The organism is Streptomyces sp. NPDC020898 (assembly GCF_044333925.1).
Classification (GTDB): domain Bacteria; phylum Actinomycetota; class Actinomycetes; order Streptomycetales; family Streptomycetaceae; genus Streptomyces.
On the sequence record NZ_JBIRRV010000006.1, the window covers coordinates 446,425 to 462,057 of the forward strand.

Annotated in this window: 15 protein-coding genes; 3 read left to right on the forward strand and 12 right to left on the reverse strand. The window is 70.7% G+C overall.

Translation table 11 applies throughout. The annotated features are described in order from the left end of the window. On the reverse strand, window positions 1-345 hold the full coding sequence (locus ACH4TV_RS21870; RefSeq protein ID WP_398400484.1) for a hypothetical protein: 345 nt from the start codon (window positions 343-345) through the stop codon (window positions 1-3). Here ACH4TV_RS21870 and ACH4TV_RS21875 point away from each other — a divergent pair. Both ACH4TV_RS21875 and ACH4TV_RS21880 read left to right on the forward strand, forming a co-directional pair. Beyond that, entirely contained in the window at window positions 332-772 is a 441-nt protein-coding gene (locus ACH4TV_RS21875; protein ID WP_398400486.1) for a hypothetical protein, read from the forward strand. The two genes, ACH4TV_RS21870 and ACH4TV_RS21875, sit on opposite strands and share 14 nt — an antisense overlap. Before the next feature lie 87 nt (window positions 773-859). Beyond that, window positions 860-1,225 carry a cupin domain-containing protein gene (locus ACH4TV_RS21880; protein ID WP_398400488.1) on the forward strand — a complete coding sequence of 122 codons (366 nt, stop codon included), beginning with the start codon at window positions 860-862 and terminating at the stop codon, window positions 1,223-1,225. Window positions 1,226-1,263: 38 nt separating this feature from the next. On the opposite strand, the gene ACH4TV_RS21885 is transcribed toward ACH4TV_RS21880, so the two are convergent. From ACH4TV_RS21885 to ACH4TV_RS21905, 5 genes are all read right to left on the reverse strand, one after another. Further along, complete coding sequence (locus ACH4TV_RS21885; protein WP_398400741.1) at window positions 1,264-2,238, reverse strand: NAD(P)-dependent alcohol dehydrogenase; 975 nt, start codon at window positions 2,236-2,238, stop codon at window positions 1,264-1,266. 151 nt (window positions 2,239-2,389) lie between these two features. Next, the gene (locus ACH4TV_RS21890) at window positions 2,390-3,748 is read right to left on the reverse strand and encodes a VWA domain-containing protein (RefSeq protein WP_398400489.1); all 1,359 of its coding nucleotides are present in this window, start codon (window positions 3,746-3,748) and stop codon (window positions 2,390-2,392) included. Next, the gene (locus ACH4TV_RS21895; protein WP_398400491.1) at window positions 3,745-4,602 is read right to left on the reverse strand and encodes an AAA family ATPase; all 858 of its coding nucleotides are present in this window, start codon (window positions 4,600-4,602) and stop codon (window positions 3,745-3,747) included. Before ACH4TV_RS21895 ends, ACH4TV_RS21890 begins: the two co-directional genes overlap by 4 nt. 93 nt (window positions 4,603-4,695) lie before the next feature. Next, entirely contained in the window at window positions 4,696-6,006 is a 1,311-nt protein-coding gene (locus ACH4TV_RS21900; protein WP_398400743.1) for an FtsX-like permease family protein, read from the reverse strand. Between the two features lie 9 nt (window positions 6,007-6,015). After that, window positions 6,016-6,801: an ABC transporter ATP-binding protein gene (locus ACH4TV_RS21905; RefSeq protein ID WP_398400493.1), complete on the reverse strand. Its 786-nt coding sequence runs from the start codon at window positions 6,799-6,801 to the stop codon at window positions 6,016-6,018. Window positions 6,802-7,300: 499 nt separating this feature from the next. On the opposite strand from ACH4TV_RS21905, the gene ACH4TV_RS21910 reads away from it, so the two are divergent. Continuing rightward, on the forward strand, window positions 7,301-7,534 hold the full coding sequence (locus tag ACH4TV_RS21910) for a hypothetical protein (protein ID WP_398400495.1): 234 nt from the start codon (window positions 7,301-7,303) through the stop codon (window positions 7,532-7,534). A gap of 62 nt (window positions 7,535-7,596) precedes the next feature. Here ACH4TV_RS21910 and ACH4TV_RS21915 read toward each other — a convergent pair whose 3' ends face one another. From ACH4TV_RS21915 to rhaI, 6 genes are all read right to left on the reverse strand, one after another. Then, window positions 7,597-8,244 (reverse strand): lactate utilization protein C, encoded by a 648-nt coding sequence (locus tag ACH4TV_RS21915; RefSeq protein WP_398400497.1) that lies wholly within the window; start codon window positions 8,242-8,244, stop codon window positions 7,597-7,599. Next, the gene (locus ACH4TV_RS21920) at window positions 8,241-9,722 is read right to left on the reverse strand and encodes a LutB/LldF family L-lactate oxidation iron-sulfur protein (protein WP_398400499.1); all 1,482 of its coding nucleotides are present in this window, start codon (window positions 9,720-9,722) and stop codon (window positions 8,241-8,243) included. Before ACH4TV_RS21920 ends, ACH4TV_RS21915 begins: the two co-directional genes overlap by 4 nt. Continuing rightward, window positions 9,719-10,474, reverse strand: a complete 756-nt coding sequence (locus ACH4TV_RS21925) for a (Fe-S)-binding protein (RefSeq protein ID WP_398400501.1) — start codon at window positions 10,472-10,474, stop codon at window positions 9,719-9,721. Before ACH4TV_RS21925 ends, ACH4TV_RS21920 begins: the two co-directional genes overlap by 4 nt. 152 nt (window positions 10,475-10,626) lie before the next feature. Further along, window positions 10,627-12,081, reverse strand: a complete 1,455-nt coding sequence (locus ACH4TV_RS21930) for a rhamnulokinase family protein (RefSeq protein ID WP_398400503.1) — start codon at window positions 12,079-12,081, stop codon at window positions 10,627-10,629. Beyond that, window positions 12,078-14,117, reverse strand: a complete 2,040-nt coding sequence (locus ACH4TV_RS21935; protein WP_398400505.1) for a bifunctional aldolase/short-chain dehydrogenase — start codon at window positions 14,115-14,117, stop codon at window positions 12,078-12,080. The genes ACH4TV_RS21930 and ACH4TV_RS21935 overlap by 4 nt, the downstream gene beginning before the upstream one ends. Before the next feature lie 142 nt (window positions 14,118-14,259). Beyond that, window positions 14,260-15,420, reverse strand: coding sequence for an L-rhamnose isomerase (rhaI, locus tag ACH4TV_RS21940; protein WP_398400507.1), 1,161 nt, complete (start codon window positions 15,418-15,420; stop codon window positions 14,260-14,262). Window positions 15,421-15,633: the final 213 nt, after the last annotated feature.

Consider the following 15,633-nt stretch of genomic DNA (forward strand, 5'->3'; position numbering starts at 1 on the left):
TCAGCCCCGGGCGGTGAGCCAGTCCTCGTCCGCCCAGGTCGCCGTCTTCGGGACGCGTGATCCGTAGTCCTGGTCCTCGTCCACGCGGGCGCGGACGCTCGTGTGGACCCGGGAGCGCGGGGGCAACCGGCGGCGCCGGTAGCTCAGCAGGGCCCAGACCCAGCCCATCCGGTGCACCTTTCCCAGTGCGTGCTCGGGACCGACGGTCACCTCGCGCCGGTACGCACCGGGCTTCAGCAGGAGGCCCTTGCCCTCGGGGGCCAGGGCACCGTCCACGACCCACTTGGGGGCGACGGTGGCGAGATGGTGGTCGTCCTCGAAGGTGCCGCCGATGTCCGAATGCACTTCCGCGAACCACACCTGCTCGACCCCGTCCGGCAGCGGGCTTCTCGCCCGGCGTGACGAGGTACTCGCGGTAGGGCGTGCGTCTCTCGTCGATGGCGACGCGGACGACCGCCGGCTCGTCAAGTCGATACGCCCCCGCTCCGAGGCGGCCGGCGGGCGGCTCCACGTCGACGTCCTGAAGGTCGCCCACCACGGCAGCGGCCGCAACATCTCCAACGATCTGCTCGACCTCCTCGACTGCGACCGCTATGTGATCTCCACCAGCGGCGCCCGGCACAACCACCCCGACGACGTCGCCTTGTCCCGGATCCTCTACCGCGACCGCGCCGCGCCGTGGGACGTCAGCTCCCTCAAGGACACCTTCGGCTACACGGTGACGGCACCGGAGCCCGACGCGGAGGACGGCTTCGTGACCTTCGAACTCTGAACTCGGATGGCGGCCCCGGCTTGCCGGGCGGACGATGGAGTGGTGGGGGACCGAACAGTCATGGCGGGGGGATGGGAGGCAGTCGACATGCTGGAGATCAAGACGGTCGAGAAGCCGGACGAGCGGCGCGATTTCCCCAAGGGACACCTCGAAGCCGTACACCTCACGGGGCTCGACTTCGCCGTGGGAACCTTCGAACCGGGCTGGCGCTGGTCGGAGTCCGTCGCACCCATCGCGGGCACGGAGAGCTGCGAGATCCACCACAACGGTTACATCGTGCAGGGCAGGATGCACATCCGCATGGACGACGGCGGCGAGGGCGAAGTGGGTCCCGGCGACGTCTTCGTGTGTCCGTCCGGACACGACGCGTGGGTCGTCGGCGACGAACAGTGCATCGTGTACGACTTCGCCGGAGGCATGGCACAGGAGTACGCGAAGGCACCGGGAAGCTGACAGAGCGCATCCCCTGTCAGGGATGACGTCAGAGCGCCTCAGACCGTGATGACGACCTTCGCCCGCGCATGCTCCTTCACGACGTACCGCATGGCCTCGGGGACCTCGCTCAGCGTGTACGTACGGTCGATGACCGGGGTTATCTTCCCCGCTTCCGCCAGTTCGGACAGTGCTGTGAGGTTCTGCCGGCTTGCCACCGCCGGGAGTTCGAGGAGCCGCTGCCGGACGAAGGGCGCCACCAGCTTCCGCCTGACGAACAGTGCCATGGGGCCGACGAGGCTGCCGCCGTCGTACACCCCGCCGCCGGACAGCAGGAGGGTGCCGGTGGGCGTCAGCACGCGCCGGAACGCGCCCAGTGAGTGGTTTCCGACCAGGTCGAGCACGACGTCGTACCGCTTCCGGCCGAGGGTGAAGTCCTCCTGGGTGTAGTCGACGACGTGGTCGGCGCCGAGTGACCTGACCATCTCCACGTTCCGGGCGCGGCACACGGCGGTCACCTCCGCGCCGTACGCCTTGGCCAGCTGCACGGCGAAGGTGCCCACGCCGCCCGACGCACCGTTGATCAGCACTGCCTGGCCCGGCTCCACCTTCGCCAGGTCGCGCAGGCCGATGAGGGCGGTGTTGGCGGCCACCGGTATCGCCGCGGCCTGCTCGAAGGTGAGCCCGGCGGGTTTGCGGGCCACCGTGTCCCCGGGAGCGCACACGTACTCCGCGAAGGAGCCGTCCGCCTCGCCGAACACCTCGTCACCGGGGTGGAGGTCCTTGACCTCGCTGCCGACCGCCTCGACCACACCGGCGAAGTCCCGGCCCCGGATCCTCACCCTCGGCCGCGTCAGCCCGAACATCGGCCGCATGATTTTCGGGTCGCCGTGCATGAAGTGCCAGTCGAGTGCGTTGACGGCGGCGGCGTGTACCCGCACCAGCACCTGTGTCGCCGTGGGCACCGGTTTGCCGACGTCTTTGACCGCCAGCACGTCCGCCGAACCGTACCGGTCCTGAGCCACTGCCTTCATCTCGTCCCCCTCGCGCACCTGGTGCACGGCCACACGGCCGTCCGGCACTACTCGCGAGCGTAGGGGAGCGCCGCGGGCGGGGGTATCAGGGAAAAGCCGTATTCGTCCCGTAGGGGTTCGACCGGCCTCACCCCGAGGCGCGTCGGCGCCGTCACACCGGCAGCAACCGGGTGATCAGCGCGCCGAGTTGGCGGGCGTTGCGGCACTCGCGCATCTCCACCAGCTCGGCGTACGCGGGCGCCGCCGAGTCACCCGTACCCCACTGGGACCGTCCCTCGGGGTTCAACCAGTAGACGTGACGGGCCCGTTCGGCGAGATGCCGTACCGCCGGAAGGTTCGGGTCGCTCATGTTGGTACGGGCGTCGCCGAGCACGAACACGGTCGTCCGGGGGCCGACGGCGTCGGCGTACCGCTCCCTGAACTCGCCCAGGGCGACGCCGTAGTCGCTGCTGCCGTGCCAGCCCGTCAGGGTCGCCTCCGCGCGGATACGGGCGCCCAGTCCCTCGGGGTCGGCGGCGCCATGCACGAGGAGGCTGGTCACCTCGTCCACGCGATTGACGAAGGCGAACACACGGACCTTGCTGAACTGGTCGTGCAGCGCCTGCACCAGCAGCATCGTGAAGTCCGAGAAGCCGGCCACGGAGCCCGACACATCGCACAACAGCACCAGTTCGGGCCGGGCGGGCCGGCGCCGGCGCAGCACGGGGCGCATCGGCACCCCGCCCGTCGACAGCGACCCGCGCACCGTGCGCCGCAGGTCGATGGTGCCGCGTGCGGCCTTGCGGCGGCGCGCGGCCAGCCGGGTGGCCAGTTTGCGTGCGAGCGGCTGAACCGTCCTGCGCAGCTCGGCCAGTTGGGCCCGTCCGGCGAGCAGGAAGTCGACCCGGTCGGCGGTCGGCGCCACCGCCCGCCGGGCGATCTCGTCCCGGCCGCGCCGCTCGGCCACCCGGCGCCGCGCCTCCGCGCCGACCAGCCGCCGGAACTCCTCGATCCGCCGCCGGATCTCGTCGTCGAGCAGCCGGTCGGCGAACCCCGTCTCCCCGCCCTCCTCGCGCATGCTCGCGCGCACCCGGGCCAGCAGCGTCTGCGGCCGGAGCCGGTCGAGCGTCTGGTACGAGGACCAGCCGTCCGCGCCCGGCGAGGAGCCGTAGCCGCCGAGACCGTCGACCGCCTCGGCGGCCAGCTGGGCAAGCAGCGCCTGGTCGTCCGCGGCCAGCGCGGCGGCGAGCCGGTCGCGCAGCTCGTCCCGCTCCGCGGGCTCCGTCCCGGGCGCCCCGACACCCCGGGGGAAGTACAGGTCGAAGACCGGGTCGAACACCGGGCGCTGGCCCGTGCCGTGCAGCAGCGTGGCGGCCAGCCCCTCGCGCAGCAACTCCCGGTCCGCGAAGCCGAGTACGGCCACCGCCCGGGCCGCGTCCACCGTCTCCCCGGTGCCGATCCGGACGCCGTGCGAGCGCAGCGCCCCGACGAGCCCGGTCAGCCGTTCCGCGACCACGGCACTGTCGTTCACATCGCGTCCAGGTCCAGCTTGGCGCTCGCCTTGAGGACGTCGTCCTGGTGCTTGAGGAGGACGCCCAGACTGTCCCGTACGACCGTCTCGTCGAGGGCGTCGGCCCCCAGGGCCAGCAGGGTGCGGGCCCAGTCGATGGTCTCGGCGACCGACGGCAGCTTCCGCAGGTCCATCGCGCGCAGCGCGCCCACCACCCGTACGACCGACTCGGCCAGCGCCGCGTCGAGCTCCGGCACCTTCAGCCGTACGATGCGACGCTCCAACTCGGCGTCGGGGAAGCCGATATGGAGGAAGAGACAGCGGCGGCGCAGGGCCTCGGACAGCTCGCGGCTGGCGTTGGAGGTGAGGACGACGAAGGGGCGCCGGGTCGCGGTGATCGTGCCCAGTTCCGGGACCGTGATCTGGAAGTCGGAGAGCACCTCGAGCAGCAGGCCCTCCACCTCGACGTCCGCCTTGTCGGTCTCGTCGATGAGCAGCACCTTGGGCTGATCGCCGCGTATGGCGGTCAACAGGGGGCGGGGGAGCAGGAACTCCTCGCTGAAGATGTCCGTGCGGGTCGCGTCCCACGTCTCGTCGCGTCCGGCGCTGATGCGCAGGAGCTGCTTGGCGTGGTTCCACTCGTACAGCGCCCGTGCCTCGTCGACGCCCTCGTAGCACTGGAGGCGGATCAGGTCGGCTCCGGCGACCTGGGCGACGGCCTTGGCCAGCTCGGTCTTGCCGACGCCCGCCGGGCCCTCCACGAGGAGCGGCTTGCCGAGGCGGTCGGCCAGGAAGACCGTGGTGGCGACGGCGGGGGAGGCCAGGTATCCGGTCTCGGCGAGGCGTGCGGAGACGTCGTCGACGGATGTGAACAACGGGGCCTCCAGAGCCGGCGCAATGAGTTCGGACCTACTATCTAAGCGCTTGTTCACCGCTCGTGTCACGTGTGAACCGATCGGTTTCCGGGTTCACGCGGCCAGTGACACCGCCCCCACCGCAGGCGTCCGCAGCACCCGCCGCGCCGTGAGCAGGCTCGTCCCCAGCGTCGCCGCCACCGCCACCGCGACGATCGCCACCCAGATGCCGAGCCCCTGCCCCGGCAGCACCGAGTCCGTACGGACCGTTGTGAACGGGATGATCCCCGCCAGCCCTGCCGCCGTACCGAAGAAGACCCCCGTCGCCGTCAGGATCGCGCCCTCGACGCCGACCGTGCCCAGGACCTGTCCGGGGGTCGCGCCCGCGAGGCGCTGCTGCCCGAACTCCCGCGCCCGGTACGTCGTTTCGGCGTAGAGGGAGTTGACCAGCATCACGCACACGAAGACCACGATGATGCCGACGACCGTGAGGTTGAGCGTTTCGAGGTTCTTCGCCTCGACCGACTTCCGCACCCCTGATGCCTCGATCGCGGCGCTCTCCACGGCCTGCATGTAGAGCGTCGCCGTCGAGACCGCCGTGAAGAGCATCAGCGACATCAGGATCCCCGAGAGGTGATCGGCCCGCTCGCGCAGGTTCCGCACGGCCAGCCAGCCGCTCGCGCCCGTCATCGGCAACCGGTCGAGCACCCCCTTCAGCAGCCGCGGCGACAGCAGCGCGCAGCCCACGGAGAGCAGGATCGCCCCGTACGCCGGAGCCGCCATCAGCGCCGCGTCCGTCGCCGAGAAGGCGTACGTGGAGCAGACCGCGAGGCCGCCCGCGACCAGAGCCGCGTACGCGGCGAACTTCCGTGCCCGGCCCCGCGGTTGGCTTCGGCGCGTGGCCCGCCGTACGGCCAGGAACGCGGCGCCCGCCGAGGCGAGCAGGGTGATGGTGACGCCCGACATCAGCGCGACGGAACCGAAGGCGTGGTCGACGGACCGGGAGACCTGGCCGGTGTCCTGGAACATGTCCAGCAGCGCCCGGCCGCCGAGCTTCGCCGCACCGATCGCCGCCACCGCGCCCACCAGAGCGACCGCCGCCGCCTCACCCACCACCATCCGCTTGAGCTGCGCCGGAGTCGCCCCCGAGCAGCGCAGCAGCTCCAGCTCGGCCGAACGCCGGCGGACGTTCACGGTCAGGGTCGAGGCGACGGCGAAGAACACCAGGAGGGTGCCGTAACCGCCGACCACGCCCGCCGCCGTGGACAGGGTTTCCGCGCTCACGGAGTCCACGCCCGGCTGGCCGGCCGTGTCGTGCAGCGAGTTGAAGGTCATGAGCACCGTCGCGCCCAGGAAGGCGGCGAGCAGTGTCGACGCGAACTGTCCGGGGCGCTGCCGCACGGACCTCATGGCGAGCATGAACATGGTCATGGCTCACACCCCCGCCGGCGCGTCGTCGCCCAGGTGTGCCAGGCGCTCGGCCACCGCGTCGGCGGTCGGCGCGTTCATCCGGCCCGCGAGCCGCCCGTCCGCGAGGAAGACCACGGAGTCCGCGTACGAGGCGGCCACCGGGTCGTGCGTCACCATGACGACCGTCCTGCCGTGCACCCGTACCGTCTCCTGGAGCAGCCGCAGCACGTCCCGCGCGCTGCGTGAGTCCAGGGCGCCCGTCGGCTCGTCCGCGAAGATCACCCGGGGCTCGGCGACCAGTGCACGGGCGATCGCCACGCGCTGCCGCTGCCCGCCGGACAGCTGGTCGGGGCGGTGGCCGAGCCGGTCGCCGAGACCTACGGCCGTCAGGATCTCCTGGACGCGTCCGCGATCGACGCGCCGGCCGGCCAGCTTGAGCGGCAGGATCGTGTTCTGGGCGACGGTCAGCGTCTCCAGCAGGTTGTACTGCTGGAACACGAAGCCGATCCGGCGCCGCCTGAACCTCGTCAGCGCGGCCTCGCCGTCGCCCGTCAGCTCCGTACCGTCGACCATCACGATCCCGCCGTCCGGCCGGTCGAGCCCGGCCGCGCACTGCAACAGCGTGGACTTCCCGGAGCCCGACGGCCCCATGACTGCGGTGAACGTGCCCCGCGCAAGGCTGAGCGTCACCCCGTCCAGCGCCCGCACCGCGCTGTCCTCGCTCCCGTACGTCCTGCTCACCTTGACCAGCCGCAGCGCCTCCGCGGCGGGCCCCTTGTCGTGCGTCCGTCGTGCGCCTGAGCGAACCATCTCGTCATCACCCTCTGCCGGAGTGCCGGAGAACCTGTGCTCACGACGCTACGGAGACGGCGGCCGGGCCACATGGGGCGCAGAACCCGTATCGCGGGGTGTACTCAGCGACACCCCTGCGACCCGGTGCGGTGACCGGTTCGTGACGTTTGTGACCTGTTCGGTGCGGTAGGGCGGGTTCACCGGCGGGGGCGACGCCAGTACGTGTCTTTCATGGACAGCGGAACGGCCGTCAGTCGGGGCCTCGACTTCGGGCTCGGCCTGGGCGCCGCCGTCAGCGTGGTGCTGCTCGCGGTACCGCTGCTCTGGAGCCTGTTGGGGGCCTTCGTGTGCGGCGGAGTCGGCGCGTTCGGGGCGGTGTTCAGCGTGCTGGTGCGACTGCGGGGCACGGCGGAGCAGTTGGCGCCGGCAGACCAACGGGCGCGAGGGCGTGGTCGTTCCGGGCCAGATGGCCCGCGGAATGCGGCAGGAGCGCCTGTACCGGGTCGTCGTCGGCTGAGTGCTGGCCCTCGCCGTCTACTTCCTGCTCAGCGGCGGCATCGTGCCCGTCTTCGAGCTGCCGGCCACCACGGTCGACGTCTGCCCGTCGCCGGGAGCCACCGGCTCGGCGGCCAAGGGCACCGAGTTCTGGGGCTTCTGGTGCGCCATCGGGTTCGTGGCCGGCTTCAACGAGCGGTGGGCCTTCGGCATCCTGGGCCGCGATTCGGCCGGCAGGACGGGCAAGGCATCCTGATCAGCCGGACAGGTCCGGGGAGAGTCCTCGGAAGGTCCTAGGACGCACCGCCCACTCCCCGATCACTCCCCGCTCACCAGGACCACCTCCAGGGTGCGCGGACCGTGCACCCCCTCGACCCGGTCCAGCTCGATGTCGCTGGTCGCGGAAGGGCCGGAGATCCAGGTCAACGGGCGGGCCGGATCGACGCGGTCCATGGCCTGCGGCACCGAGGAGACGACCTGGCCGGGCACGCGCACGACACAGATGTGGTGGTCGGGGACCAGGGTGATCCGGCGTCTGCCCTGGTCCGGGCCGCCGTCCAGGACGATGGTGCCGGTCTCGGCGATCGCGAGCGCGCAGGCCGTCACGACACTGTCCACGCGGTCCAGGTCGTCCGGTGTGCTCTCACCCCGGTCCGGGACCCGTACGACGTCGGTGGCCGCCAGCCATCGCTCGTCCAGGCCCGACGGCACGACCACGGAGGTCGAGCCGTGTCCGGCGAGCACACGGGCGAGCAGCGCCGGAAGCTCGTCGGCGGTGCAGCGGTGCACGAGCGCCCGGTAGTCCGCGAGGTTCTCGGCGAGGAGTTCGACCGTCTCCTCGACGCTGCGGTTTCCGTGCTCGCGCAGATAGTCGCGGTCCACGGCCTGCTCGTACGGCGTGTCGTCCCGGGGGACATCGGTGAGGGCGCGGCGCACCCGGCCCAGGATCAGGTCGCGGCTGTTCACTTGGTGGTGTCCTTTCCGCCGTGGGTGCGCTGCCACCAGTCGCGGAACGGCTCCGCCGGTACGGTCGGCAGATCGCGCGTCTCGCTCCAGGCCCTGCCGGGGCCGGGCAGGGTGCGGGGATGGAAACGGCGCGTGCGGGAGGCGACGCGCTGTCCGGTGCGCAGGGCACCGGGGTGGCTGAACGCCCAGCGGGCGGCACGCATCGCGGCCCGCTCGGCGGCGTGGCCCTTCGCCGGCTTCAGGACGACCTTGATGCCCTCCCGGGTGGCCGGCCCGCCCTGGACGACGCGTTCCCGCAGGTGCACCAGCACCTCGGGGATGTCGATGGCGACCGGGCAGACCTCGTAGCAGGCCCCGCACAGCGAGGAGGCGTACGGGAGCGAGGCGTCGATCTCGCTTGCGGTGCCCCGGAGTTGGGGGCTGAGGATGGCGCCGATCGGGCCGGGGTAGACGGAGCCGTAGGCGTGGCCGCCGGCCCGCTCGTACACCGGGCAGACGTTGAGGCAGGCCGAGCAGCGGATGCAGCGCAGGGCCTGGCGGCCGACCTCGTCGGCGAGGGTGTCGGTGCGGCCGTTGTCGATCAGGACCAGGTGGAAGGTCTGCGGGCCGTCGCCGTCCGTGGTGCCGGTCCAGGTCGACGTGTACGGGTTCATGCGCTCGGCGGTCGAGGAGCGGGGGAGGGTCTGGAGGAAGACCTCCAGGTCCCGCCAGGTCGGCACGATCTTCTCGATGCCGACGACCGAGATCAGCGTCTCGGGCAGCGTCAGGCACATCCGCCCGTTGCCCTCCGACTCGACCACGACCAGGGTGCCCGTCTCGGCGACCATGAAGTTGGCGCCGGAGACGCCCACCTTGGCGCGCAGGAACTTCTCCCGGAGGTGGAGTCGTGCCGCTTCGGCCAGTTCGGCGGGCGTGTCGGTGAGACCTTCCGGGGCCGGGCGGCCCCACTCGCTCATCTCGCGGGCGAAGATGTCCCGGATCTCGCCCCGGTTGCGGTGGATCGCCGGGACGAGGATGTGCGAGGGCCGGTCCTTGCCCAACTGCACGATCAGCTCGGCGAGATCGGTCTCGTAGGCCGCGATGCCCTCGGCCTCCAGGGCCTCGTTCAGCCCGATCTCCTGCGTGGCCATCGACTTGACCTTGACGACCTCCGACTCACCGGTCATCCGCACCAGGTCGACGACGATCCGGTTGGCCTCGTCGGCGTCGGCGGCCCAGTGCACGACACCGCCCGCCGCCACGACCGACTCCTCCAGCTGGACCAGATACGTGTCGAGATGACGGAGCGTGTGGTCCTTGATCCGCTTGCCCGCCTCCCGCAACTGAGCCCAGTCGGACATCTCGGCGACGGCTTTCTCCCGTTTGCCGCGGATGGTGTGGGTGGCGTGACGCAGATTGCCGCGCAGGGTCTGGTTGTTGACCGCCTCGTGCGCGGCCTTGGGGAAGGCCGGCATCCCGACGAACGTTCCGCCGCTCATGTCAGGGGCTCCTCTTCCGTGCTCGCCAGGATCTCCGCGATGTGCACCGGCCGCATTCCGGTGCTCAGGCGGGTCATGGTTCCGCCGATGTGCATGAGACACGAGTTGTCGGCGGCGCACAGCACCTCCGCCCCCGTGGACTCGGCGTTGCGCACCTTGTCGGCGCCCATCGCCGCCGAGACATCGGAGTTCTTCAGCGCGAACGTGCCGCCGAACCCACAGCACTCGTCTGCCCCCGGCAGCTCGCGCAGCTCCAGCCCCTTGACGGCCTGGAGCAGCCTGCGCGGTCGGTCGGCGAGCCCGAGACTGCGCAGCCCGTGGCACGTCGGGTGGTAGGTGACGGTGTGCGGGTAGTAGGCGCCCACGTCCGTCACGCCCAGCACGTCCACCAGGAACTCCGTCAGCTCGTACGTCTTCGGGACCACCGGCGCCAGTGTGGCCGCCAGCCCGTCCCCGCGCCCTTCGGCACGGGCGCGCTCGCCCATCCGGGGATACAGCTCACGCACCATCGCGCCGCACGACCCGGAGGGCGTGACGATCGCCTCGTACTCCCCGAATACATCGGAGAAATGCCGGGCGAGCGGCTCGGCCTCGTGCCGGTATCCGGTGTTGTAGTGCGCCTGCCCGCAGCAGGTCTGGGCCATCGGGAAGTCGACGTCCACGCCCAGCCTGGTCAGCAGTTTCACCACGGCGCGGCCCGTGTCCGGATAGAGCGTGTCGTTGACACAGGTCAGGAACAGGGCGACACGCATCGCGGCTCCTCGGGGTCGGTCATCGGATGAGTGCACCTTACGTGGCGCTGGCTTGGCTGGAAATGCTGTTCGACAGCTGCGGGCCGTCCGTGGCGGGGCGCGCAGTTCCCCGCGCCCCTTCGGGGCGCCTGTGCTGGGGCGTGGATCACGTGTCATCGACCTGCTATGCGGGCCTCGGCCGCCTGCCAGGCCGAGGTGGAGCTCTGCGGCTCGTAGCGCACCAGAGGCTGGGTACGGGTCAGCAGCCGGCGCATGTCCGCACGGTCGCCGACGAGTCCGTGGGCCCTGGCCTGGACGAGGACGTTGCCGAGCGCGGCGGCCTCGGCCGGACCCGCCACCACCGGCAGCCCGCAGGCGTCGGCGGTGAGCTGGCACAGCAGGGCGTTGCGCGTCCCGCCCCCGACGATGTGCACGACGTCGACACAGTGCCCGGCGAGCCGCTGGGCGTCCGCCACCGCCCGCCGGTGCGCGAGGGCGAGCGAGTCGAGGATGCAGCGCGTGATCTCGCCCTGCGTCTGCGGTACCGGCTGCCCGGAGACCCGGCAGGCCTCGGCGATCCGCTCCGGCATCCGCCCGGGCGCCAGGAACCCGGCGTCCCCGGCGTCCACCACGGACCGCAGCCCCGGCACCTCGGCAGCCGCCCGCAGCAACGAGCCAAGCTCCGGGTTTCCCCAGGCGCGTACGCACTCCTGGAGCAGCCACAGACCCATGATGTTGCGCAGATAGCGGACGGTGCCGTCGAGCCCCAGCTCGTTGGTGAAGTTGGCGGCCCGGCTCTCCTCGGAGAGGACGGGCGCCTCCAGCTCCAGGCCCGCCAGGGACCAGGTGCCGGTGCAGATGTACGCGAACCGCTCGTCGGCAGCCGGCACGGCCGCCACCGCCGAGGCGGTGTCGTGCGACCCGACCGTGGTCACCGGCACGGGCCCGGTCAGCCCGGTCTCCTCCAGCACCTCGGCGCGCAGCACGCCCGCCGGATCACCGGGCTGCCGCAGCGGCGCGAACAGCGAGAGGTCGATACCGAGACGCTCCACGAGGTCGTACGACCAGTCGCGCGTCCGGGGATCGATCAGCTGGGTGGTGGACGCGTTGGTCAGCTCGGTGCCCGCCTCGCCCGTCAGCCAGTACGTCAGCAGATCGGGGATGAGCAACAGCCGCTCGGCGGCGGCCAGTTGGCGTGAGCCGCGAGCCGCCGTCAGCTGGTACAGGGTGTTGAAGGGCGCGTACTGGAGCCCGGTCGCCGCATACAGCTCGGTGGCCGGGACGGACGCCCACACCTTCTCCGCGACGCCCTCGGTGCGGGCGTCGCGGTAGTGCACCGGGTTGCCGAGCAGGGCGCCGTCGGCGTCGAGCAGGCCGTAGTCCACGGCCCAGCTGTCGATGCCGACGGAGTCGACCTGCCCGGCCGCCCGCAGCCCGTCCAGGACACCGGCGTAGAGGGAGAGGACATCCCAGCGGAGCCCTTCGGGCACCCGCACGGGCCGGTTGACGAACCGGTGCGCCTCGGCCAGCTCCAGCGTGTCGGGCCCGACCCGGCCGACCATGACGCGCCCACTGGACGCGCCGAGGTCGACCGCGGCGTACGACTTGGTCCCGTCGGTCACGCTCATCGCAGGAAGGCGGCGGCGACGCCGGCGTCGACCGGGATGTGCAGTCCGGTGGTGTGCGTGAGCTCGCCGCCGGTCAGCGCGAACACGGCGTTGGCGACGTGGTCGGGCAGCACCTCGCGCTTGAGGATGGTCCGCTGGGCGTAGAACTCGCCGAGCTTCTCCTCCTCGATCCCGTAGGTCGCCGCACGCTGGGCGCCCCAGCCGGCCGCGAAGATCCCGGAGCCGCGCACGACGCCGTCGGGGTTGATGCCGTTGACCCGGATGCCGTGCTCGCCCAGCTCGGCGGCGAGCAGCCGCACCTGATGCGCCTGGTCGGCCTTGGTGGCGGAGTAGGCGATGTTGTTCGGGCCGGCGAAGACGGCGTTCTTGGAGGCGATGTAGACGACGTCGCCGCCCAGCTCCTGGGCGATCATGACCCGCGCGGCCTCGCGTGAGACGAGGAACGAACCGCGCGCCATGATGTCGTGCTGCAGGTCCCAGTCGCGCGCCGAGGTCTCCAGCAGCGGCTTGGAGATGGAGATCCCCGCGTTGTTGACGACGAGGTCCACCCCGCCGAAGGCCAGCAGGGCCGCCCGGAACGCCTCGGCGATCTGCTCCTCGGACGTGACGTCCACGGTGACGGCGACGGCCTTGTCCGGGCCACCGAGCTCCTCGGCCACAGCCTGGGCGTTCTCCGCGTTGAGATCGGCGACGACGACACAGGCGCCCTCGGCGACCAGCCGCTCGGCGATGGCCTTGCCGATCCCGCTGCCCGCGCCGGTGACGAGAGCGACCCGGGTGGCCAGCGCCTTCGGCTTGGGCATCCGCTGGAGCTTGGCCTCCTCAAGGGCCCAGTACTCGATGCGGAACTTCTCCGACTCCTCGATCGGCGCGTACGTCGAGACCGCCTCGGCGCCGTGCATCACGTTGATCGCGTTCACATAGAACTCGCCGGCGACCCGCGCGGTCTGCTTGTCCTTGCCGAACGAGAACATGCCGACACCCGGGACGAGCACGATCGCCGGGTCGGCGCCGCGCATCGCGGGGGAGTCGGGCAGCGCGTTGCGCCCGTAATAGGCGGCGTACTCCTCGCGGTACTCGGCGTGCAGCTCCTTCAGCCGCGCGATCGCCTCGTCGAGGGGGGCGGACGCCGGCAGATCGAGGACGAGCGGCCTGACCTTGGTCCGCAGGAAGTGGTCCGGGCAGGAGGTACCGAGGGCCGCCAGCCGAGGGTGCTCGGCACGCGAAACGAAGTCCAGCACGACGTCCGCGTCGGTGAAGTGCCCGACCTGCGGCTTGTCCTGCGAGGCGATGGCCCGGACGTAGGGGGCGAGCGCGGCGGCCCGCTCCCGGCGCTCCGCCGACTCCAGAGGGGCGTACCCCTCGATCACGGGGCCGAACGGCTCCGCCTTGCCACGCTCGGCGAGGAACGCCTCGGCGGTACGGATGATGTGCAGCGAGTTGCGCTCGCACTCCTCGGCGGTGTCACCCCAGGCGGTGATCCCGTGCCCACCGAGGATGCACCCGATGGCCTGCGGGTTGGCGGCCTTGACGGCGGCGATGTCCAGCCCGAGCTGGAACCCGGGCCGCCGCCACGGCACCCACACCACGGCGTCCCCGAAACACTCTGCGGTCAGCTTCTCCCCGTCGGCCGCGCAGGCCAGCGCGATACCGGAGTCGGGGTGCAGATGATCCACGTGCGCGGCGTCGACGAGCCCGTGCATGGCGGTGTCGATCGAGGGAGCCGCCCCGCCCTTGCCGTGCAGGCAGTAGTCGAACGCGGCGACCATCTCGTCCTCACGCTCCACGCCCGGATACACACCCTTGAGCGCGTGCAGCCGGTCCAGCCGCAGCACGGCGAGCCCACCCTCGGTCAGGGTGCCCAGGTCACCCCCGGACCCCTTCACCCACATCAGCTCGACATCACCACCGGTGACGGGATCGGTGTCGGTCCCCTTGGCGGACGTATTGCCACCCGCGTAGTTCGTATTACGGGCGTCAGCACCAAGCCGACGAGACCGAGCAATGAGAGCAGCGGCTTCAGGATGGGTTGCCATGACGTGATCAATCCTTACGTGACGATTTTGAGAGAGGGTGAGAGGAGCGCCCCTTCTTCAGGGGCGCGGGGAACTGCGCGACAAGCCACAACGGACCGGCAGCCTGCACCGAACCGAACCAGGCAGACGGAACCCAGGGGACCTACGCCCCCCACCCCGCCTGCTCCCCACCAACCCGCTCAGCCGCGATCTTCGAAGCCCACCCGGACCGGTGATACGCCGCGATCGGGTCGGCATCCAACCCCATCTCCTCGCGAACCTCCGCCAGCAACGGCCGGACATCCGTGTTGTACGCGTCCATCAACACCGCGTTGGCGGCAAGGACGTCCCCGGACCGCTGAGCAACAGCCAACGCGTCCTTGTCAACAAGGAGTGCCTTACCCGTCGCCTCCTGGACATTCATCACCGACCGGATGATCGCCGGAATCTTCGCCTCGATGTTGTGGCACTGGTCCAGCATGAACGCCACCTCGGGCACGAACCCCCCGCCCCGGATCACCTCGTACATGATCCGGAACAGCTGGAAGGGGTCCGCCGAGCCGACCATCAGGTCGTCGTCCGCGTAGAACCGCGAGTTGAAGTCGAACGCGCCGAGCTTCCCCTCCCGCAGCAGCGTGGCGACGATGAACTCGATGTTGGTACCGGGGGCGTGGTGCCCGGTGTCGACCACGACCTGTGCCTTCGGGCCGAGCTTGAGGCAGTGGGCGTACGCCGTGCCCCAGTCCGGGACGTCGGTCGTGTAGAAGGCCGGCTCGAAGAACTTGTACTCCAGGAGCATCCGCTGGTCGTCGCCCAGCCGCTCGTACACCGCGGCCAGAGCCTCGGAGAGCCGGTCCTGCCGCTCACGGATGTCGTCCTGGCCGGGATAGTTGGTCCCGTCGGCGAACCACAGCTTCAGGTCCTTGGACCCCGTGGCATCCATGATGTCGACGCATTCGAGCAGATGGCCGAGCGCCTTGCGCCGCACCACCGCGTCCGGGTGACAGATGCTGCCGAGCTTGTAGTCGTCGTCCTGGAAGGTGTTGGAGTTGATCGCGCCCAGCTTCAGGCCGCGCTCCTGGGCGTACTTGGCCAGGGCCGCATAGTCGTCGACCTTGTCCCACGGAATGTGCATGGCCACGGTCGGCGCGACACCGGTGAGGGCGTGCACCTGAGCGGCATCGTCCAGTTTTTCGAAGGGGTCACGGGGGACGCCGGGCTGCGCGAACACCTTGAAGCGGGTTCCGGAGTTCCCATACGCCCACGACGGCGTTTCGATGGCCTGGGTCTTGAGAGCGGCCTTCACCGCGCTGAGCTCGGTCACTTCAGGACTCCTGTGACATCGGGTCGGAACGACTGCTGGGAAACAGCACGCGGAACGACGGTGTGATGAAACGATTCAGAACGGGAAGCTATGAGCCTCCCGGGGAGGTGTCAAGTCCCCCGACCGCTTCGGGCTACCGTGACTTGCCTGTGACCTTCAATTATCGAAAGAATTTCGACACGGACCCATTGACGTGACATGCCTCCCATGCCT